The sequence below is a fragment of the Saccharopolyspora kobensis genome (assembly GCF_900108315.1).
Classification (GTDB): Bacteria; Actinomycetota; Actinomycetes; order Mycobacteriales; family Pseudonocardiaceae; genus Saccharopolyspora; species Saccharopolyspora kobensis.
The window spans coordinates 149341-168800 of the sequence record NZ_FNVB01000006.1 but is presented as its reverse complement, the minus strand read 5'-3'; the positions used below and the strand labels follow the sequence as shown (position 1 = coordinate 168800).

19 protein-coding genes are annotated in these 19460 nt (G+C 70.3%); 11 read left to right on the top strand and 8 right to left on the bottom strand.

The window, feature by feature from the left end:
• Positions 1-28: 28 nt before the first annotated feature.
• The 5 genes from C4T78_RS21195 to C4T78_RS37075 all read left to right on the top strand — a co-directional run bounded on the left by C4T78_RS21195 (position 29) and on the right by C4T78_RS37075 (position 4560).
• Positions 29-1039 carry an ABC transporter permease gene (locus C4T78_RS21195; RefSeq protein WP_093158114.1) on the top strand — a complete coding sequence of 337 codons (1011 nt, stop codon included), beginning with the start codon at positions 29-31 and terminating at the stop codon, positions 1037-1039.
• Between the two features lie 4 nt (positions 1040-1043).
• The gene (locus C4T78_RS21190; RefSeq protein WP_093158113.1) at positions 1044-1976 is read left to right on the top strand and encodes an ABC transporter permease; all 933 of its coding nucleotides are present in this window, start codon (positions 1044-1046) and stop codon (positions 1974-1976) included.
• A 12-nt stretch (positions 1977-1988) separates the two neighbouring features.
• Positions 1989-2984 carry an ABC transporter ATP-binding protein gene (locus C4T78_RS21185; RefSeq protein ID WP_093356196.1) on the top strand — a complete coding sequence of 332 codons (996 nt, stop codon included), beginning with the start codon at positions 1989-1991 and terminating at the stop codon, positions 2982-2984.
• 217 nt (positions 2985-3201) lie between these two features.
• Complete coding sequence (locus C4T78_RS21180) at positions 3202-4308, top strand: ABC transporter ATP-binding protein (RefSeq protein ID WP_093356195.1); 1107 nt, start codon at positions 3202-3204, stop codon at positions 4306-4308.
• Positions 4309-4431: 123 nt separating this feature from the next.
• Positions 4432-4560 (top strand): hypothetical protein, encoded by a 129-nt coding sequence (locus tag C4T78_RS37075; protein WP_258958353.1) that lies wholly within the window; start codon positions 4432-4434, stop codon positions 4558-4560.
• A gap of 123 nt (positions 4561-4683) precedes the next feature.
• On the opposite strand, the gene C4T78_RS21170 is transcribed toward C4T78_RS37075, so the two are convergent.
• Positions 4684-5586 carry an EamA family transporter gene (locus C4T78_RS21170; protein WP_177247713.1) on the bottom strand — a complete coding sequence of 301 codons (903 nt, stop codon included), beginning with the start codon at positions 5584-5586 and terminating at the stop codon, positions 4684-4686.
• A gap of 185 nt (positions 5587-5771) precedes the next feature.
• Here C4T78_RS21170 and C4T78_RS21165 point away from each other — a divergent pair, with 185 nt between their 5' ends.
• Positions 5772-6671 carry a LysR family transcriptional regulator gene (locus tag C4T78_RS21165; protein WP_093356192.1) on the top strand — a complete coding sequence of 300 codons (900 nt, stop codon included), beginning with the start codon at positions 5772-5774 and terminating at the stop codon, positions 6669-6671.
• Here C4T78_RS21165 and C4T78_RS21160 read toward each other — a convergent pair whose 3' ends face one another.
• Positions 6672-7079 (bottom strand): RidA family protein, encoded by a 408-nt coding sequence (locus C4T78_RS21160; protein WP_093356191.1) that lies wholly within the window; start codon positions 7077-7079, stop codon positions 6672-6674. It abuts the gene before it with no gap.
• A 60-nt stretch (positions 7080-7139) separates the two neighbouring features.
• On the opposite strand from C4T78_RS21160, the gene C4T78_RS21155 reads away from it, so the two are divergent.
• Positions 7140-7742, top strand: a complete 603-nt coding sequence (locus C4T78_RS21155; protein WP_093356189.1) for a TetR/AcrR family transcriptional regulator — start codon at positions 7140-7142, stop codon at positions 7740-7742.
• 244 nt (positions 7743-7986) lie between these two features.
• On the opposite strand, the gene C4T78_RS21150 is transcribed toward C4T78_RS21155, so the two are convergent.
• The 4 genes from C4T78_RS21150 to C4T78_RS21135 form a co-directional block, all read right to left on the bottom strand.
• A complete protein-coding gene (locus C4T78_RS21150) occupies positions 7987-9621 on the bottom strand; it encodes an alpha-amylase family protein (protein ID WP_093356188.1) in 1635 nt (544 codons plus the stop codon).
• Positions 9622-9632: 11 nt separating this feature from the next.
• Entirely contained in the window at positions 9633-9839 is a 207-nt protein-coding gene (locus C4T78_RS21145) for a hypothetical protein (RefSeq protein ID WP_235863711.1), read from the bottom strand.
• 151 nt (positions 9840-9990) lie between these two features.
• Positions 9991-10545 (bottom strand): sugar O-acetyltransferase, encoded by a 555-nt coding sequence (locus C4T78_RS21140; protein ID WP_093356186.1) that lies wholly within the window; start codon positions 10543-10545, stop codon positions 9991-9993.
• A gap of 650 nt (positions 10546-11195) precedes the next feature.
• The gene (locus tag C4T78_RS21135) at positions 11196-12320 is read right to left on the bottom strand and encodes a mandelate racemase/muconate lactonizing enzyme family protein (RefSeq protein WP_093356184.1); all 1125 of its coding nucleotides are present in this window, start codon (positions 12318-12320) and stop codon (positions 11196-11198) included.
• A 192-nt stretch (positions 12321-12512) separates the two neighbouring features.
• On the opposite strand from C4T78_RS21135, the gene C4T78_RS21130 reads away from it, so the two are divergent.
• Positions 12513-13154 (top strand): DedA family protein, encoded by a 642-nt coding sequence (locus C4T78_RS21130; RefSeq protein ID WP_093356324.1) that lies wholly within the window; start codon positions 12513-12515, stop codon positions 13152-13154.
• A gap of 189 nt (positions 13155-13343) precedes the next feature.
• Here the strand turns inward: C4T78_RS21130 and leuA are convergent, their stop codons facing one another.
• Positions 13344-15137 carry a 2-isopropylmalate synthase gene (gene leuA / locus C4T78_RS21120; RefSeq protein WP_093356183.1) on the bottom strand — a complete coding sequence of 598 codons (1794 nt, stop codon included), beginning with the start codon at positions 15135-15137 and terminating at the stop codon, positions 13344-13346.
• Between the two features lie 249 nt (positions 15138-15386).
• Here leuA and C4T78_RS21115 point away from each other — a divergent pair, with 249 nt between their 5' ends.
• The 3 genes from C4T78_RS21115 to C4T78_RS21105 all read left to right on the top strand — a co-directional run bounded on the left by C4T78_RS21115 (position 15387) and on the right by C4T78_RS21105 (position 18109).
• Positions 15387-15668 (top strand): hypothetical protein, encoded by a 282-nt coding sequence (locus C4T78_RS21115; protein ID WP_093158091.1) that lies wholly within the window; start codon positions 15387-15389, stop codon positions 15666-15668.
• A gap of 27 nt (positions 15669-15695) precedes the next feature.
• The gene (locus C4T78_RS21110; protein WP_093356182.1) at positions 15696-16058 is read left to right on the top strand and encodes a hypothetical protein; all 363 of its coding nucleotides are present in this window, start codon (positions 15696-15698) and stop codon (positions 16056-16058) included.
• A gap of 218 nt (positions 16059-16276) precedes the next feature.
• Complete coding sequence (locus tag C4T78_RS21105; RefSeq protein ID WP_235863710.1) at positions 16277-18109, top strand: FUSC family protein; 1833 nt, start codon at positions 16277-16279, stop codon at positions 18107-18109.
• Positions 18110-18231: 122 nt separating this feature from the next.
• On the opposite strand, the gene C4T78_RS21100 is transcribed toward C4T78_RS21105, so the two are convergent.
• Positions 18232-18903: an L-2-amino-thiazoline-4-carboxylic acid hydrolase gene (locus C4T78_RS21100; RefSeq protein WP_093356181.1), complete on the bottom strand. Its 672-nt coding sequence runs from the start codon at positions 18901-18903 to the stop codon at positions 18232-18234.
• Positions 18904-19460: the final 557 nt, after the last annotated feature.

The window sequence follows — 19460 nt, the reverse complement described above, 5'->3', positions numbered from 1 at the left end:
GCTGCCGAACTGAGCAACGGGGGTTCGCGTGCTCCGCTACACGATCCGGCGACTGGCGCAGCTGGTGCTGGTCGTCTTCGTCCTGTCGATCCTGCTGTTCGCCTGGCTGCGCTCGCTGCCCGGCGGGCCGGTGTCGGCGATGCTGGGCGACCGCGCCACGCCGGAGGCGCGGGCGCAGCTCGAAGCAGATCTCGGCATGGACCAGCCGCTCTTCGTGCAGTACCTGCGGTTCCTGGGCCGCGCCGCCACCGGTGACTTCGGCACCTCCACCGGCGTGCAGCCCGGCACGCCCGCGATGGAGGTGTTCCTGACCCGCTTCCCGGCGACGCTGGAGCTGTCCGTCCTGGCGCTGCTGCTGGCCGTGGCCATCGGCATCCCGCTGGGCTACCTGGCCGCCCGCAAGCGCGGCAGCTGGCTGGACAACCTGAGCATCACCTGGTCGCTGGTCGGCGTCGCGGTGCCGGTGTTCTTCCTGGCTTTCCTGCTGAAGTTCGTGTTCGCCGTCCAGCTGGGCGTGCTGCCCGCATCCGGCCGCCAGGACGCCGGGCTGGACGCCACCAGGGTCACCGGCTTCTACATCCTCGACGGGCTGCTGACCCGCGAGTGGGATGCCGCGTGGAACTCCTTCGTGCACCTGATCCTGCCCGCCATCGCGCTGTCCACCATCCCGTTCGCGGTGATCTTCCGGATCACCCGGGCCGCGGTGCTGGACGTGATGGACGAGGACTACGTGCGCACCGCGCGGGCGAAGGGCCTGGCCTCGATGGTCATCCGCCGCAGGCACATCCTGCACAACGCGATGCTGCCGGTGGTCACCACGATCGGTCTGCAGACCGGTGCGCTGCTGGCCGGTGCGGTGCTGACCGAGCGGGTGTTCAACATCGCGGGCATCGGGCAGGCGGTCGCGCTGGGCTTCGAGCGCAAGGACTTCCCGGTGCTCCAGGTGGTGATCCTGGCTTCGGCGATGATGTACGTGCTGGTCAACCTGCTGGTCGACCTCTCGTACGCGTTGATCGACCCACGACTGCGGACACGGTGAGGTCATGGCTCTGAAATCGCAGCGCAAGGAGCGCATCGACGCGCTGGCGGAGGCCTCGGCGGACGCCGGGGTGAGCCTGGCGGCGTCGGCGTGGCGGCGGCTCAAGCGCAACCCGGTGTTCGTGGTCGGCGCGGTGATCATCGCGGTGTTCGTGCTGGTGGCGCTGCTCGCCCCGCTGCTGGCGCCGCACGACCCGGCGTTGCGGGTCCTGGTCGACCAGGTCTCCCGCGCGGAGAACACCATCCCGCCGCCGCAGGAGGGCTTCCCGCTCGGCGGTGACCAGTACGGCCGCGACCTGTTCTCCCGGCTGCTGCTGGGTTCTCAGCAGACGCTGCTGGTCGCCGTGCTGGCCACCGTGATCGGCCTCGGCGGCGGCCTGGTGCTGGGTGTGGTGGCCGGTGCGTTCGGCGGCTGGGTGGACTCGCTGGTCATGCGGGTCGTGGACGTGATGCTGTCGGTGCCGTCGCTGCTGCTGGCGGTGTCGATCGGCGCGCTGTTCGCGCAGCAGAGCCAGTTCACCGTGATCCTGGCGGTGGCGATCGTGCAGGTGCCGATCTTCGGCCGCCTGCTGCGCGGCACGATGCTCGCGCAGCGCGCCAGCGATCACGTGCTGGCGGCGCGGGCGCTGGGCGTGAAGGAGAGCTCGATCGTGTTCCGGCACATGCTGCCGAACGCGCTCGGCCCGGTGATCGTGCAGGCCACGCTGGTGCTGGCGGTGGCGATCATCGACGCGGCGGCGCTGTCCTTCCTCGGCCTCGGCGCGGCCGACGACTCGGTCCCGGAGTGGGGCCAGATGCTCGGCGGCGCGCAGAACATCATCGACTCGCACCCGCAGCTGGCGTTCTGGCCGGCGAGCTGCATCATCCTGGTCGCCCTCGGCTTCACCCTGGTCGGCGAGTCCCTGCGGGACGCGCTGGACCCGAAGCGCCGGCGCTGACGGAGGAAAATCATGGCACTGCTGGAAGTCCGCGACCTCTCGGTCGTCTTCGCCCGCAAGGGCGAGCCGCCGGTGACCGCCGTGGACGGCATCTCCTTCGACGTCGAACCCGGCCGCACCGTCGGCCTGGTCGGCGAGTCCGGTTGCGGGAAGTCGGTCACCTCGCTGGCGATCATGGGCCTGCTGCCGACGCGCGGTGCGGAGGTCTCCGGTTCGGTGCGCTTCGACGGCACCGATCTGCTGTCGCTGTCCCGCCGGGAGCTGGACCAGCGTCGCGGCAGCGACCTGAGCATGGTGTTCCAGGACCCGCTGACCTCGCTGAACCCGGTGGTGTCGATCGGGCTGCAGGTCTCGGAGGTGATCGAGCGGCACCGCGGTCTCTCGCGCAAGGAGGCGATGCCGGAGGCCGAGGACCTGCTGCGCCGGGTGGGCATCCCGGACCCGAAGCGACGGCTCAACGAGTACCCGCACCAGCTCTCCGGCGGGATGCGCCAGCGCGCGCTGATCGCGATGGCGCTGGCCTGCAAGCCGCGGCTGCTGATCGCCGACGAGCCCACCACCGCGCTGGACGTGACGATCCAGGCGCAGATTCTGCGGCTGCTGTCGGAGCTGGTCGCCGAGACCGAGACCGCGCTGATCATGATCACGCACGACCTGGGCGTGGTGGCAGGCCTGTGCGACGAGGTCAACGTGCTCTACGCGGGCCGGGTGGTGGAGCGCGCCGCGCGGCACGAGCTGTTCGCGCGCCCGCGGCACCCGTACACCGCTGGGCTGCTGGCCTCGATCCCGAGGCTGGACGCCCCGCGCGGCCAGCGGCTTTCGCCGATCAAGGGCTCGGTCAGCGACAACATCCCGTGGGACGCGGGCTGCGCGTTCTGCCCGCGCTGCCCGAACGCCCTGGAGGTCTGCGAGCAGCAGACCCCGGACGTGAGCATCGACGTCGGCGCGCGCCTGCTGCGCTGCCACAACCCGGTGCGAGAAGCACGAACCCCGGTGGAGGCCTCATGACTTCCGCGATTTCAATGGAAATCAGGCCTCAGATTTCAATGGAAATCGGATGTCTGATTTCAATGGAACTTGCGGACCACCGGTGTGTCGGTGCCCGACACGCCGGTGTCTGTGGACAACGAGCCGGTTCCTGTGGAGAACCTGGCGCAAGTTCAATGGAAATTGGACGTCTGATTTCAATGGAAATTGCGGCGGGAACTAGCACGGCGGAGGCGTCATGACCGAAACCCTGGACACCGCCGGGGATTCCGAGGACGTGCTGGTCGACGTCGAGGACGTCGCGGTGCACTTCCCGATCAAGCGCGGCGTGGTGCTGGACCGCACGGTCGGGTACGTCTACGCCGTGGACGGCGTGTCGCTGCGCATCCGGCGCGGTGAGACCTACGGCCTGGTCGGGGAGTCCGGCTGCGGCAAGTCGACGCTCGGGCGCGCGGTGCTGCGGCTGGAGAAGCCGACCGGCGGCAAGGTGGTGTTCGACGGCGTCGACCTGTCCGGGATGAAGGGCGAGCCGCTGCGCCGGATGCGCCGCCGGATGCAGATGGTCTTCCAGGACCCGCTGTCCTCGCTGGATCCCCGGCAGTCGGTGCAGTCGCTGCTGGTCGAGGGCATGCGCGCGCACGGCATGGGCGCCGACCGGGAGGCCACCGACAAGAAGCTGCGCGAGCTGCTCTCCGCAGTGGGCCTGCCGACGACCTCGCTGCGCAAGTACCCGCACGAGTTCTCCGGCGGTCAGCGGCAGCGCATCGGCATCGCCCGCGCGCTGTCGGTGGGGCCGGAGCTGGTGGTGGCCGACGAGCCGGTGTCCGCGCTGGACGTCTCGGTGCAGGCGCAGGTGGTGAACCTGCTGGAGGACCTGCAGGCCGAGTTCGGCCTGACCTACCTGGTGATCGCGCACGACCTGGCGGTGGTGCGGCACATCGCCGACCGGGTCGGCGTGATGTACCTGGGCGGCATCGTGGAGGAGTCCACATCGGACGACCTCTACGCGGAGCCGCTGCACCCGTACTCGAAGGCGCTGCTGTCGGCGGTCCCGGTGCCGGATCCGACGGTGGAGGACGAGCGCGAGCAGATCCTGCTCTCCGGCGATCTGCCCTCGCCCGCCAACCCGCCCGCGGGCTGCCGCTTCCACACCCGCTGCCCGTGGCGCCAGCCGAGCCGCTGCGACACCGAGCGCCCCGCGCTGCGCGAGCTGAAGCCCGGCCACCGGGTGGCGTGCCACTACGCGGAGGAGATCCGCGACGGCACCTTGCAGCCGCACGAGGTGGTCGCCGAGGCGGTCGACCCGTCGGACTTCGGCGATCTGGACATCAGCCCGGCGAGTTGACCGGTTCCGTCCCCGCGGCCGATCCCGTCCACATAGGATCCTCGGTCAGGTGTGAACGGGAGGTTACGGGTGAGGTACAGCAGCGCGCAGCGGTGCACGGCTTGCGACCATCGGGCGATCTTGGTGGCCGCGACAGCGGATCGCCTGGTGGCCGAGTCCGGCCGCGCACTGGTGTCCTACGACTGCCCGGAGGGCAACGGCGTCCACGTCTGCAACCCGGACTTCGAGCGCACCGGCTCCCGCCGGGCCTGAGAACACTGTCGTCCGCGCTCGTGCAAGCGGTTCTGAGCGACGGCCTCTCCGCCGCGCATTGGGCATGCACCCGCGGTCCGGCGCATTCCGCTGGGCGACCACCCCGGCAGAGCGACCACGAACTCACACCCGTTCCAGGACCGGTTCCTGGACTCGGCGCTTCTTCAGGTTGAGGCTGCCGAGCAGGACGCCGGTGACCACCACCGCGCCCGCGGCGAGCTCGACCGGGTCCGGGTGCTCGCCCAGGACCAGCCACGCGGTGGTGAACCCGACGACCGGCACCAGCAGCGAGAACGGTGCCACCCGGCTCGCCGGGTAGCGGCCCATCAGGGTCGTCCACAGCCCGGAGCCGATGACCGACGCCAGCAGCGAGGTGTAGGCGAGGCCGGCGAGCGCGTACCAACCGGTGGTCGAGTCGAAGACCGTCGTCAGCGCCCGCAACCCGGCGGTCGGCCCTTCGAAGGCGGCGGACATCGCGAACATCGGCAGCGGCGGCACGATCGCGATCCACAGCGTCAGGTGCAGCGGGTTCGGCGGGTTGGCCTTCCGCGCGCACAGGTTGCCCAGCGCCCACGAGAAGGCGCCGCACACGGTGATCAGCATCGGCAGCAGGGCGGCGCTCTGCGCGCGGTTCCAGCCGATCACCACCATCCCGAGCACCGCGGTGAGGATGCCGACGATCTGCACCGAGGTGATCCGCTCCCGCAGCAGCAGCGCCCCGAGCGCCACGGTGAACGGCGCGGAGGCCTGCTGCACCAGCGAGGCCAGGCCGGTCGGCATCCCGATGTTCATCGCCACGAACAGGAACGCGAACTGCATGGCGCCGAAGAAGAACCCGTAGCCGAGCAGCCACTTCCACGGCACGTCCGGCCGGGGCACGAAGAACAGCACCGGCAGCAGCACGGCGAAGCGCAGCGCGGCGAAGAAGAACGGCGGGAAGTGGCCGAGCCCGAAGTCGAGGGCGATGAAGTTGGCGCCCCACAGCACGGCGACGAGGACGGCCAGCGAACGATCCCGGGGATTCACGCACCAAGCTTGCGCCGCCCAACTGTGTAGAACAAGCAACACTAATTGCATCAAGCGTGTAGTAGTCCTTCATGGACATCCAGCATCCGGGACGAGGAGGCGCCGGTCACGCGACCAGCGCCGGCGCGGTTGGCCGCATTCGGTGTCCTGACCAGGGCCGATCAGGGGGTGCGTAACCTCCATCCATGGACGTTCGCAGGTTGCGGCTCTTGCGCGAGCTGGCCGACCGGGGGACCGTCACCGCTGTCGCCAAGGCCCTCTCCTACACGCCGTCCGCCGTCTCGCAGCAGATCCGGGCGCTGCAGGCCGAGGTCGGTGTCCAGCTGACCGAGCCCGCGGGTCGCGGCCTGCGGCTCACCGATGCCGGCTGGAGCCTGGCGGCGCGGGCGGACGAGGTGCTGGCCGCGCTGGACCGCGCCGAGGCGGAGCTGGACAGCTACCGGTCGACGCCGCGGGGCGTGGTGCGGGTGGCGATCTTCCCGTCCGGGGCGTTCCTGCTGCTCTCCGGCCTGCTGCGGCGGATGCGGGCGCACCCCAAGGTGCGGGTGGAGTGCCGCGACGTGGACATGACGCCGGTGGAGGTCCCGGAGCTGACCGCGGACTTCGACCTGGTGGTCGCGCACCGGGACGACCAGGCGCCGCCGTTCGACAGCGAGCGCACGACGATCACGCCGCTGCTGCGCGAACCGCTTGACGTCGCGCTCCCGCTCGGCCATCCGCTGGCCGCGAAGGAGCGCGTCGAACCCGCCGAGCTGGTGGGCGAGCCGTGGCTGAGCGTGGACGTCGGGTTCCCGGTGGACGACGTGCTGCGCTCGCTGGCCGTCCGCACCGGCGTGCGGCCGGAGGTCGTGCAGCGGATCAACGACTTCAGGATCACCGAAGTGCTGGTCGCCGACGGCTTCGGCGTCGCGCTGCTGCCCCGGTACTCGGCGAACCTCCGCGCGGTGGCGCTGCGCCCGCTCAGCGGAGTCCGAGCGGGCCGCAACATCGAGGTCGTCTCCCGGCGAGGAGCCACGGAACGCCCGGCGGTCCAGCTGGTTCTCGACGCCTTGGTGGCCGAAGCCGAGACCGTCGCCGGCCGCTAGCTATTCGATGACCGCGGTGGCCTCGACCTCGACCATCAGGTCCGGTTCGCCCAGCGCCGCGACGCCGAGCAGGGTGATCGGCTTGACCGGGTCGATGCCGAGCTTCGCGGCCGCCCGGCTCACGCCCTCGCCCAGCAGCGGCATCTTCTCGGGCGTCCAGTCCACGACGTAGACGGTGAGCTTCGCGACGTCGTCGAAGGACCCGCCGATCTCGGTCAGGGCCCGGCCGATGTTGAGGTAGCACTGCTCGACCTGCGCGGCGAAGTCGCCGCCGCCGACCGGTGTGCCGTCGGCGTCGCGGGCGACCTGCCCGGCGAGGAACACGAGCTTCGACCCGCTGGCGATGGACAGCTGGCGGTACACGTCGGGCTTGGGCAGGCAGTCGGGGTTGACCAGTTCCACGGCCACGGTTTCCTCCTCGGGAGATGCCAACGGCGAAAGCATAGCGATGCTATGTAATCTGGTGCCATGGCGAGGGCGAAGGATCCCGAGGTTCGCGCCCGGCTGCTGGAACGGGCCGCGCACATGCTCCGCACCCGGCAGCCGGTCACGCTCCGCGCGCTGGTCGAGGGCACCGGTGTGTCGACGATGGCCGTCTACACCTACTTCGGCGGCATGGACGGCCTGTGGAAATCGCTGCGGCAGGAGGGCTTCACCCGCCTCGCGGCCAAGCTCTCCGAAGTGCCGACGACCTCGGACCCGGTGCGCGACCTCGCCGCGCTGGGCGCCGCCTACGCGGCCAACGCCGTCGAGAACCCCGACCTCTACCGGGTCATGTTCGACGCGGGCTTCGAGCTCGAGGACGCCGCCGCCGCGGACGAGACCCTGCACAGCCTCGTGCGCGCCGCCGACCGGGCGAAGGAGATCGGCCGCTTCCGGGCCGACGTCGATTCCGCGCGGTTGGCGAGGCAGGGCTGGGTGATCGGCCACGGGCTCGCCTCGCTGGTCACCACCGGCCCGCTGCCGCAGCAGGTGCTCGCCGACGCGGTGCCCATGCTGACCGCGCTGTTCGTCAGCGCGGGCGACGATCCGGAGGAATGCCGGCGGTCGGTGGAAGCGGGCTGGGCTTAGCGCGATGCGGCGACCGATCGGTCGGCCGGTGTTCTCGACCGGGGCAGGTCGAAGACCCACCCGGTGACGATCAGGGCGTCACTCCGAGGACGCGAAGGTGCCCCGCTCGATGATGTTGTGCTTCATGCTCGACCGCCTCCGATCGTTCGCTCGGCGTCTCGTGCACTCGATGCTCGCGAGCGGATGTCTTGGCGGCGTTGGGACGATGTCCGGATCTCGTAACACGCGTCGACGACGCCGCGCGCTACCTCGGGGCGTGCTCGGCGGCCCAGCGGCAGATCGCGGCGACCTCGTCGGCCTGGGCGGGCAGCGTCGTGTCCACGATGCCGACGACCGGGATGTGGCCCTCGTGGAAGACGTCGGCCGGGCGGTGCAGGAAGCCCTTCTCGTGCACGCCCGTGCTGCCCGGGCCGGGAGTGCCCTCCGCGAGGTGGGCGGTGGTGCGGGCGTAGCGCGTGAGCACGCGGGGAGCGCGCAGGTCGCGATCCATGCCGTACCACTGCTGGCTCAGCGGGAAGACCGCCGACAGGGCGTCCCACCAGCCCTCCACCGCCAGCACCAGCTCCGGGTGGCGGTCGCGCAGCTCGCCGACCAGCTGCCGGTAGCCGTCGACCACGTCGTGGCGCGGGTCGTTGAACCAGAAGCCGAGGGTGTCCAGGAACGCCGCATCGACGCCGAAGTCGCGCACCGTCGCGGAGATCGACTCCACCAGGTGCTCGCGGAACCGCGGTTCACCGGGGTTGAGGAACACCTGATCGCCCTCGCCGACCCGGTCGCCGTCCCAGTCCGGCCGGTTCAGCAGCTCCACGTACCGGTCGGTGTCGTTGCGCAGCACGGCCTGCTCCCACGGCGGGTACTGGACGACGTTCGCGCCGTGCCCGCCGTACATCGGCATCAGCCGCACGCCCAGCTCCCGCGCGGTGCGGGTGAGCGCGGCGAATCCCTCGGCGCCGCCCATGTCCTCACCGGGGCGGTACTGCGGGTAGGCGTAGTAGTAGCGGCCCTCCCAGCCCGGCAGGTACGCCAGCACGCGGTGCGGTTCGATGTGCTGCGCGACGAACCCCAGCGCCTCGGCCATCCGCGGGAACGTGTTGAACACGTAACCCGTCCAGTGCTGGCCGTGCAGCGTCACCACCAGCGCGATGTCGCGCATCCACGCCGGCACGTCCGGGCGGGTGCTCCAGGGCCGCAGGTCGTGGACGCGCTCCACGAAGGCCATGTGCTCGTCGAGGTCGGCGTCCGCGGTCCGCGCGTCGGTGCCGAGCCGGAGGCGGATCGGCGGGACCTGGTAGCTGCTCCGGCGCGCGCTGGCCATCGGCAGGTGCACCAGCTCCGCGATCGGACCCGGCGCGTAGCGCGGCTGGTGGACGTGCAGGATCTGCCGCCGCACCAGCGGATCCCGGACGCTGAGGACGAACCCGCTCTGCTCGGTGCCCGCGGCCACCCACGGCGTCGCCCAGTCCGGGCCCGGGTATTCGAGCTGGAACCGCTGGCCGTTGACGCCGTGCGCCCAGCCGCGACCGGTGTTCGGCGCCCACCACCCGGCGCGCAGCTGATCGGGCGGCAGACCGCGCAGCAGCAGCTTGACGGACTTGATCGGCTCGGCGTGGCGGGCCGTGATCGACCACTGGAGCACGCCGCCGCTGTCGCTGACCTCGACGTCGACCGAACCGGCCTCCACCGGCTGCTGCTGGCCGAGCCGGGAGTACCGGTCGGCGCGCAGGTGCCGCCGGTCATCGCTGAGCCGGGCGCCGGCGTCGAGGCCGTATCCATTGGTGGTGGTGAACACCTGCAGTGCCCATTCGACGCCGGTCGCGCCGGGAGCGGGGAAGTAGGGGTCGCGCGGATCGAAGCTGAGGTCGGTGTCGATCAGTCCCACGCGGCACCCTCCTACCGGTTCGTCACGAACCCGACGGCCTTGTCCAGCAGCGCGGCGAGCCCGTCGGCCTCGTCCGCGGTGAACACCAGCGTTTCCCCGGGCGGCAGCACGACGGCGACCCGATCACCCACCACCAGCACGGACACGCTCCCGGTCGCGGGCGGTCGGCACGGGATGCGCCACCGCAACTGCTCGCACGGGTCTTCGATCGGCCACATGTTCACCTCGGCACTGCTGTCTTCCGGTGCCTGACTGAACCCCGTGCACCACCCATCATCAAGTTCGGTACACCGATCGGGTGGTCCGGGCAACGGAGACCACCGCAACTTCACACGCCTCGCCCAGCACGACAACCCGAACGCCGCGCGCTCAGAGCTGCCGGATCACCCGAGCCGCGTTGCCCGCGGCGAACACGCGCTCAGGAACATCGCGGACGACCACGCTTCCCGCCCCGACGACCGCGTCCGCGCCGATGCTGACGCCGGGGCAGACGATCACGCCGCCACCGAGCCAGGCGTTGTCGCCGATCGTGATGGGTTCGGGGCGCTCCCACCCGGCGCGGCGCCGTTCGTGCTCCTCCAGCGGGTGCAGGGCGGTGAGAAACTGCGCGCGCGGGCCGATCCGGACGTCCTCGCCGATTGAGATCGCGGCGTCGTCCATGAAGAGGGCGTCGTTGTTGACGAAGCTGTTGGCGCCGATGCTGATCTGCGAGCCGTAGCTGCACAGGAAGCGCGGCAGGACGCAGGCGCCTGGGCCGAACTCGGCGAACAGCGATTCCAAGAGCCGACGGCGCTCGGCGTCGTCGTCGGCGCCGGTCGCGTTGAACCTGTCGAGCACCCGCCAGCAGCGCTTCCTATCCGCGACCAGCTCCGGGTCGTCGAGGTACCACTCACCGCGCAGCATCCGGTCCTTCTGCTCGCCCATGCGCCAGCTCCCGGGACCAGAGTGATCGGATCGGTCACCGAATCTTCCAGCAGGAGTCCTCAAGAGCAAGATCCGCGATGTCACCGCGCGGCGATGGGTCCTTCGCCCTTGCTTTCGGTGTACAGGCGCGGTCGGTTCCGGATCCAATTCCAAGAGAAACTGACGCCGCCACAACGACCTCAGTCCCGCCGCGCCAGCTCCCCCACGACCTCGGTGACGAACCTCTGCGATTTCACTTGAAATTGGCTGCTCGGCACCGCGGCCTCCGCCGAAAGCGCGACCAAGCCAATTTCAATTGAAATCGCTGCACCCCAAAACCAGCCACCTACCGCTTTGAACCTGACCCCCGCCTCGCGGCACTGCACCTCGTCCGAGCGGGTGTCACCGCCGTTCGATCAGTGGTGCCACCGCCGGTTCCGCGGGCGGCGAGACGGATGCAGAGGGAGGGCCGGTCCCCGACGTTGTTCCCCCGCCCCTCCGGCCCGTCCCCCTGACCCCGTTCCCCAGGGGCGTCGCTCGGCATCCCGCGACGTAACAACATGCTGCCGAACGGACGGCGCGCGCAGTACCGTCTTTGGTCGAGTGTGTTGGCCGGTCTGGACGTTGATTCCAGTGGTCATCGACTACGACCGCAGTATGACCCGCCCGCTTCAGAGCCCGGGCTCGAACTCCTCGCCCGCGGTCTGGTGCAGCTCCGCGTAGCGGGCCAGGCGGTCGCGGTCCAGCTCGACGCCGATGCCCGGCGCGTCCGGGATCCGCAGCCTGCCGTTGCGGTGCGGCAGCGGGCCGCCTTCGAGCACGTCATCGGACAGCAGCGCGCGGTAGGACTGGTTGGCGTGGTCGAAGCCCGGGGTGGCCGCGATCAGGTGCGCCGCCGCGCAGGTGGCCACGCCCAGCTCGCCGAGGCTGTGCTTGACGATCGGGAGGCCCGCCGCCTGGCAGATGCCCGCCGAGCGCTTCAGGTTCAGCAGGCCGCCGTCCAGCGCGTTGTCCGCCGAGATCGCGTCGGCCGCGCCGTGCCGGATCACCTCGAGCTGCTGGGCGCGGCACAGCGGGCCCGCGAGCAGCGGAGTCCCGGTGTGCGCGCGGAGGCGGGCCATCTCCGGGATGTTGCGGGCGGACACCGGTTGCCCGGCGAACTCGATGCCGTAGGGAGCCAAGGCGCGCAGCGCCCGCAACGCCGTCGCGGGCGACCAGGCTTCGCCTGCGTCGACGCGGATCGACCGGCCAGGTCCGATGCCGTCCCGGACGGCCGCGACCCGCTCCACGTCGGTGTCGAGGTCGGCGCCGACCTGCACGTGGAAGCTCTCGGAGCCGGCAGCGGCACCCAGCGCGGCCAGGTCCCGCATCCGGTCCGGCGGGCCGGGCGGGATCTGGTGCAGGTATTCGACGTCCTCGCGCAGCGCACCGCCGAAGAGGTTGACCAGCGGTTGGCCGCAGGCCTTGCCGACGATGTCCCAGCAGGCCATGTCGATGGCTGCCAGTGCGGGGCTGGTGGTGCCCACCGCGTGCCAGGTGCCGACCACCTCGCCGAGCCGCGCGATGCGCTCGGTGCGGAACGGGTCCTCGCCGATGGCGAAGCGCTCGACCGAGCGCAGCACGGCGAGCACGATGTCCGCCGACGGGTGCGCCGGAGCCTCGCCGATGCCGGTGATCCCCTCGTCGGTGTCGATCTCGATCAGCACGCTGACCAGGCCGCGCCGTCCGGGCGGCCACTGCTCCGCGTCGCGGAACGGCACGACGACCGGTATGTGCCGAATGCCGATGATGCGCAAAATGCCCTCCCCCTGCGGACATTCGCAAGCGGGTGCTCCGTGTGGTTACGGTCACACTCGACGCGCGACCGCGCCAGACGTGTGCTCGGAAGCCAGGTTCCCGGCGACGGCGCCTGCTGCGGATACGTACTCTGGCCGGTGGCCGGTCGCAGCCTCGACGACCGCGCGGAACCCGACCCGGAACGGACCTCGATGATCGAACTGCTGGACTCGATCCCACCAGGGGTGATCTACCTGGTGGTGGGGTTGATCATCGGCCTGGAGAGCGTGGGGATCCCACTGCCCGGCGAGATCATGCTGGTCAGCGCGGGTGTCGCCGCCTCGCAGGGCATCGTCAACCCGATCGCGCTCGGCGTCGTCGCGGCGAGCGGGGCGATCATCGGCGATTCGGTCGGCTACGCGGTCGGCAAGCGCTACGGGCGGAACCTGCTGGGCTGGCTCGGGCGCAAGCTGCCGAAGCACTTCGGGCCGAAGCCGGTGCGGCAGGCCGAGCGGATGTTCGACCGCTGGGGCGCCTGGGCGGTGTTCGGCGGGCGGTTCGTCGCGCTGCTGCGCATCCTGGCCGGTCCGCTGGCCGGCATCCTCGGCATGCCGTACCGCAAGTTCCTGATCGCGAACGCGACCGGCGGCATCGCCTGGGCGGGCACGGTGACCACCCTGTCGTACGTGTTCGGCCTGGTCGCGGGGCAGTGGTTCCACCGGTTCTCCTGGATCGCCCTGCTGGTCACGGTGGTGATCGGCTGGCTGATCGTGCGCGTGGTGCGCCGTCGTGCGGAGAAGGCGGACGAAGCCGACGAACAGGATCAGGTCGACACCGACGCGAAGGTTCCGTGACGGTCCACCTCGACGAGGGCGCTTCCCGGTATCACCGCTGGTGGAGCGCCGTGCCGAACATCGGGTCGGACGATCCGTCCCCAACTTCTCCCCAAGTTGTCCACAGCCTGTGCACAGTTCTCCACAGGCCTGTGGAGAAAATGAACGGCCTGCTCACCACCGAGGCGAGCAGGCCGTTCGTGTAGTCGGTCAGCGGTTCGCGCGGTTCACCGCGGATACCACCGCGCGCAGCATCGCGGTGATCGTCGAGGTGTCCACGCCGACGCCCCAGAAGATCTTGTCGCCCACCGCGCACTCCAGGTACGCCGCGGCCCGGGCGTCGTCGCCGGCGGTCAGCGCGTGCTCGTTGTAGTCCATGACCCGCACGTCGTAGCCGATGCTGCTCAGCGCGTCCACGAACGCCGACACCGGGCCGTTGCCCGTGCCGGTGATCTCCTGCTCCTCACCGTCCACGACCACGGTCGCGGTGATGGTCTCGTTGCCGTCCTCCCCGGCGACCCGCTGCCGCACCAGCTTCACCGGCGCGGTGGCGTCCAGGTACTCCGCGGCGAAGGCGTCCCACATCTCGGTCGGGCTGACCTCGCCGCCCGCGGAGTCGGTGCGCGCCTGCACCACCTTGGAGAACTCGATCTGCAGCTTGCGCGGCAGGTCCAGCTGGTGCTCGGTCTTCATGATGTAGGCGACGCCACCCTTGCCGGACTGCGAGTTGACCCGGATGACCGCCTCGTAGGTGCGGCCCACGTCCTTCGGGTCGATCGGCAGGTACGGGACCTCCCACGGGTGGTCGTCCACCGGGACACCGGCCTTGCTCGCCTCGTCGCGCAGCGCGTCCAGGCCCTTGTTGATGGCGTCCTGGTGGCTGCCGGAGAAGGCGGTGTAGACCAGCTCGCCGCCCCACGGGTGCCGCTCGTGCACCGGCAGCTGGTTGCAGTGCTCGACGGTGCGCTTGATGAAGTCGATGTCGGAGAAGTCGATCTGCGGGTCGATGCCCTGGCTGAACAGGTTCATGCCCAGCGCCACCAGGTCGACGTTGCCGGTGCGCTCGCCGTTGCCGAACAGGCAGCCCTCGATCCGGTCCGCCCCGGCCTGGTAGCCCAGCTCGGCGGCGGCGATGCCGGTGCCGCGGTCGTTGTGCGGGTGCAGCGACAGGATCACCGAGTCGCGGCGGGCCAGGTTGCGGTGCATCCACTCGATGGAGTCGGCGTAGACGTTCGGCGTGGCCATCTCGACGGTGGCGGGCAGGTTCAGGATCACCGGCCGCTCCGGGGTCGGCTGCCAGATCTCGGTGACCGCGTCGCACACCTCGGCGGCGTAGGACAGCTCGGTGCCGGTGTAGGACTCCGGCGAGTACTGGAAGCGGAAGTCGGTGTCGGAGTACTTGCCCGCCAGCTCCAGCGTCATCTCAGCGGCCGAGGTGGCGATCTTCTTGATGCCCTCGCGCTCCTCCCGGAACACCACGCGGCGCTGCAGGATCGAGGTCGAGTTGTAGATGTGCACGATCGCCTGCGGCGCGCCCTCCAGGGACTGGAAGGTGCGCTCGATCAGCTCCGGGCGGCACTGGGTGAGCACCTGGATGCGCACGTCCTCGGGGATCGCGCCGTCCTCGATGATCTCCCGGACGAAGTCGTAGTCGGTCTGGCTGGCCGCCGGGAATCCGACCTCGATCTCCTTGAAGCCCATCTGCACCAGCAGGTCGAACATGCGGCGCTTGCGGGCGGGCGACATCGGGTCGATCAGCGCCTGGTTGCCGTCGCGCAGGTCGACGGCGCACCACAGCGGGGCCCGGGTGATCCGGTTGTCCGGCCAGGTCCGGTCCGGCAGCGAGACGTTCTCGACCAGTTCGTGGAACGGGCGGTAGCGGTGGTGCGGCATCGAGCTGCCCTGCTGCGGGTTCCACGGCTGCTGGTCGGCGGGCGCGGGGCGGGACGGCTTGCGCACCCGGTCGGCGAACGAGGCCTGCGGTTCGGGGGAAGTGTTGCTCATGCGAGTGGATCTCCTGCACGGTTTCCGGGTCTGGACCGACGACCGGCGCGTTCGAACCCCGCGACGAGGGGCCGGTCGGTCAGACCCCGTCGCGGCGGCGAAGCAGGAGAACGCGAGCCACGGACCCAGGCTAAACCCAAGGGCCGCCCAACATGCAACCACCCTTTCCACATCGTGGGAGCGGTGGTGTCGGTCCGCTGCGCGGGAGCTGGCAGAGTGAGAGCGGACTCACGCGAAGGGAGCGGGTTGATGGCGGCGAAGAAGGGCAGCGGCGGGATCGCCGTTTTGTTCCAGGGCGCGGGCTTCCTGTTCGCCGCGGTGCTGGTGATGCACCTGCTGTTCATCCTGACCGGGTTCGCCGGCGACGGGAAGTTCGTCGGATCGGTGGCGCAGGCCGCCGAGCCGCTGGCTCTGTTCTTCCCCGGACTGCTGTCGGTGGACTTCCCGGTGCTCCAGGTGTTGCTCGACTACGGCCTGGCCGCGTGTTTCTGGGTGCTGGTGGGTGGACTGCTCGGCCGGGTCTTCGGCTGATCGCGTTCTCCGTGCCACACTGGGTTCGTGGCGGAAGAAGTCGGCTCCGGGGCGCACGAGGGCGGTGTGCGGCGCGCTGATGTCCGCCGGGCCTGGCACCGCGGGCTCCGGGTGCTCACCACGGTCGTCCGGTGGGTCGGCACGGCGGCTGCCGCGCTGCTGGCGGTGCACGTCGTCCTGACGATCGGCAACGCCAACCCGGACAACGGCATCACGCGCTTCGTGGCGTCCTGGGCGGACTGGCTGGCACTGGGCTTCCAGGACCTGTTCATGCCCGCGGACCCGAAGGCCGAGGTGCTCCTCAACTACGGTGCGGCGGCGCTGTTCTGGCTGATCATCACCTCTCTCGCGACGAGAATCCTGACCACCCTGAACGGAAGGTCCATTTAGGACTTCCCGGCGGCTGGCCGCTGCCCGGCCCGTTCTTGGTGACCTCCATCCCGTGGTGTTCTGCTTTCGGGTGAATCTTGTTCCGGCGGGTGTGATCGAACCCGCGGTGTGATGCGGGCGTCGATCGGCGGTGCGCCGGCCCGCACCGCGCGACAATCGAACGCAGATCCCAGCCGCTCGGCGTGGAGCGCGTGTCCCCTCCTCCCGAAGGGCGGTGCGTGTTGACGAGCCGAGCGCTGCGCCACCTCCTCCTACCGGACTGGTTGCTGCGGCAGCTGCGTCCGATGCCCATCCCGGCCGACTGGACGCGTGTTTGCGCGGTCGGTCTGGGCATCGGCGTGCCGCAGCTGGTCGGGCTGCTCACCGGCCGCATCGAGGAAGCGGTCCTCGCCTCGATCGGCGCGCTGTGCGCGAGCTTCTCGGACGTGACCGGCTCCTACCGCTACCGGCTGCGCCGGGTCGGAGTGGCCGTGGTCCTCGGCGCGCTCGGGTTCGCCGCCGGAGCCGCCGCACCCGGCCCGTGGTGGGCGGCAGCCGTCGTGCTCGCGGTGGCGGTGCCGTCGGTCCTGTCCAGCCGGATGGGCGACCTGTGGTCCTCTGGCGGCGCGCACATGCTGACGTTCTGCATCGTCGCGACCGGTGAGCAGTCGGCGAGCCTGCCGGCCGGCGAGCAGATCGCCTGGTTCGCGGTCGGCGAGCTGCTGCTGTTCGCACTGGTCATGGCGACGTGGCCGTTCCGCGGCACGGCACCTGCGCGCAGCGCCGTCGCCAGGATCTTCGACGCGACGCTGCGCATGCTCGACGCCGAGACACCGGTGACCGCGCGCCAGGAGCTGACCAAGGCGCTGAACACCGCGCACGACGTGCTGGTCGGCGGCGGGTCGATGTCCCGCAGCCGCGTGCGCGACCGCCTCTACCTCGTCTACACCCACGCCACACCGATCGTGGAGGCCTCGGTCTCCCTGGCACACGCAGGAGAACGTCCTCCGCCGCGCGCCCGTGAAGCCCTGCGCACGCTGGCCCGCTGCATGCGCACCGGCGAGGTGCCGCCGCCCTACCAGCCGGGCAGCGCCGATTCACCGCTGGCGCGGGCCCTCGACCAAGGCATCGGCGAGCTGGTCAGCGCGTTCCGGATCGCCAAGCGAGCCGAGGTGTCCCGTGAGCGCGAGCGCGTGCGTCTGACCTTCGGTCGATCGACCTGGGCCCAGGTGCTGCGGATGGTGCTGTGCCTGGCGCTGGCCGAGGGGGTCGGCCTGCTCGCAGGCCTCGACCAGCCGTACTGGATCGCACTTACCGCTGCGCTGGTGCTCAAGCCGAACTCCGGGTCGGTCTTCGCCCGCACCGTGCTGCGCGCCATCGGCACCGTCGTCGGTGTCCTGATCGCCTTCTTGCTGCTCTCCCTAGTACCTCCCGGTTGGTGGTCGTTGCCGTTCATCGTCCTGCTGGCCGCCAAGCTGCCGGTCGCGGTCGACCGCCACTACGGCCTGTTCAGCGCGGTCGTGACGGCCCTGGTCCTGCTGCAGATGAACCAGGGCGCGGAGTTCCACGCGGTGGCCCGCCTGGTCGACACCCTCGTCGGGTGCGCGATCGTGCTGGCCGTGGGTTTCCTGCTCCGCCCGTTGCACCGCGGGCCGGAGCTGGAGACCAGGTTCGCCGACGCCGTCGCGGCGGTGGCGGAGTACGTCTCCCAGTCGCTGGCCGGAGTGCGGCACGGTCGCCCCGCACTGCGCCGCCGCACCTACCGCCAGCTCGCCGACCTCCGCGGGGCTCTCCAACAGCAGCTGATGAACCCCGCGACAGCACCGCAGGCCGAACGCTGGTGGCCGACGATCAGCGTGCTGGAGCGGGTGGTCGACGCGGCCACCGAGAAGGCGGTCCGCGACAACCCCCAAGACCTCCAGCAGGCCCAGCGCCTGGTGTCGACCATGCGCACCACCACCCGCCAGCTCCGCTCCACCGAAGTGCGCCCGGCCCGACTGCACGACGAGCTGGAGCGGATCTACGCGGGCGTGGCCGCCCCGAGCGCACCCGGCGCGCCGGGTGGGGGATAGGTCCTGCACGCCGGGTGCGATGTCGACGATGCCGGACGGGACCGACCGCGCGGATCGGCCGTTCGGCCAGCCTTCATGCCGCTCGGATCGGCTTGCAGGCCAAGGTTTTCCGGCCTTTCGGCTTAGCTCTCCCGGCTGAAATGGAAGGGGCAGTGGGCTCCGCCGAGCGCTAACGTGGTGGCACGTTCGAAGCGGAAGCCGTGCACCGCCGGATCGACGGCCCCGATCCAGCTCTCGTCGAAGGCGCAGAGCACCGGCCCCAGTTCGGACGCGGAGTTCTCGGCGAGAACTTCCTGGTAGAAGCACCGGTGCACGTCCTGGTGGAAGTGCCGGTCGTCGTCCGCGGCGTGCCGGAACTCGAAAGCGGCGCCGTAGTATTGGTTTTCGCGGGTGCGTGCCACGCCGACCATGGCCCGGAACGGGTCTTCGGCGGCGTCCAGCATCGCCCGGGTCGCCTCGCGCACGGTGGAGCCGAACGGTTCGACGAAGGCTCGCCGGACCGCGTCGACAGCGGCCGTCGAACCGAGCGGCGGCCGGAGCAGCTCGAAAGCGGCGATCAGCGCCAACGTCAGCCGCAGGTGCTGGCGGGCCAGGTCGTCGACGGCAGAAGGGAGATTGGTGACCAGCAGTTCCGCATGACGTTCCCGCACGAGGCCGAGCAGCTCAGCGGGCAAGCGGTGTCCGGCGAGCGTCGCGCCGAGGTGCTCGAAGAAGCCGTCGAGCAGCAGTGCGGTGTCCCGTTCCGGGTCCGGCGAGTGGTTTTCGGAGGTGAGGTCGAAGGGGTCGGTGTCCATGATCGTCCTTCCGATCCGGCTCGATCGGGAACGGACGCAGCAATGCCTGGTGGCAAGCCGGCCGTACCCGCACGAGCGAGTACGCCGACGCGCTCCACCGACCAACCAGGCGCCGACGAACTACAACTGAAAACTGACCGGCTCACCATCGCACCGAATTCGGCTCACCGTCCAGCTTTCCTCTTGAAGCGGACGAAGAGCTTGTTTCCGGCCATAACGACTCAATGGGAGGGAGGCACTTGATAGGGACGAGCCATGAGTTTTCGAACCCTGGGGCGGCGGCTCCTGCTGGGTGAGCACGAGTTCCGGGTCTTGGTCGAACTCCCGGGTGAAGTCGAGGTCGAGCGGTTTCGCGATGCGTGCACCGGTCGCCGGTGGGCCACTCGCGAAGTCGGCCACGCGGAACTCGGTTGGGAGTCACCGCTCGTGGAGGTCGAGCTTTCCGCGGTCGGCATGCGGGATTCGGCCCGCGATATCGCGATCAGAAGGGTCCGGGGCACGCTCGCATCGGTCGGCGTGCGAGGACGACCGATCGCGATCGACGAGCCCGATGCCGG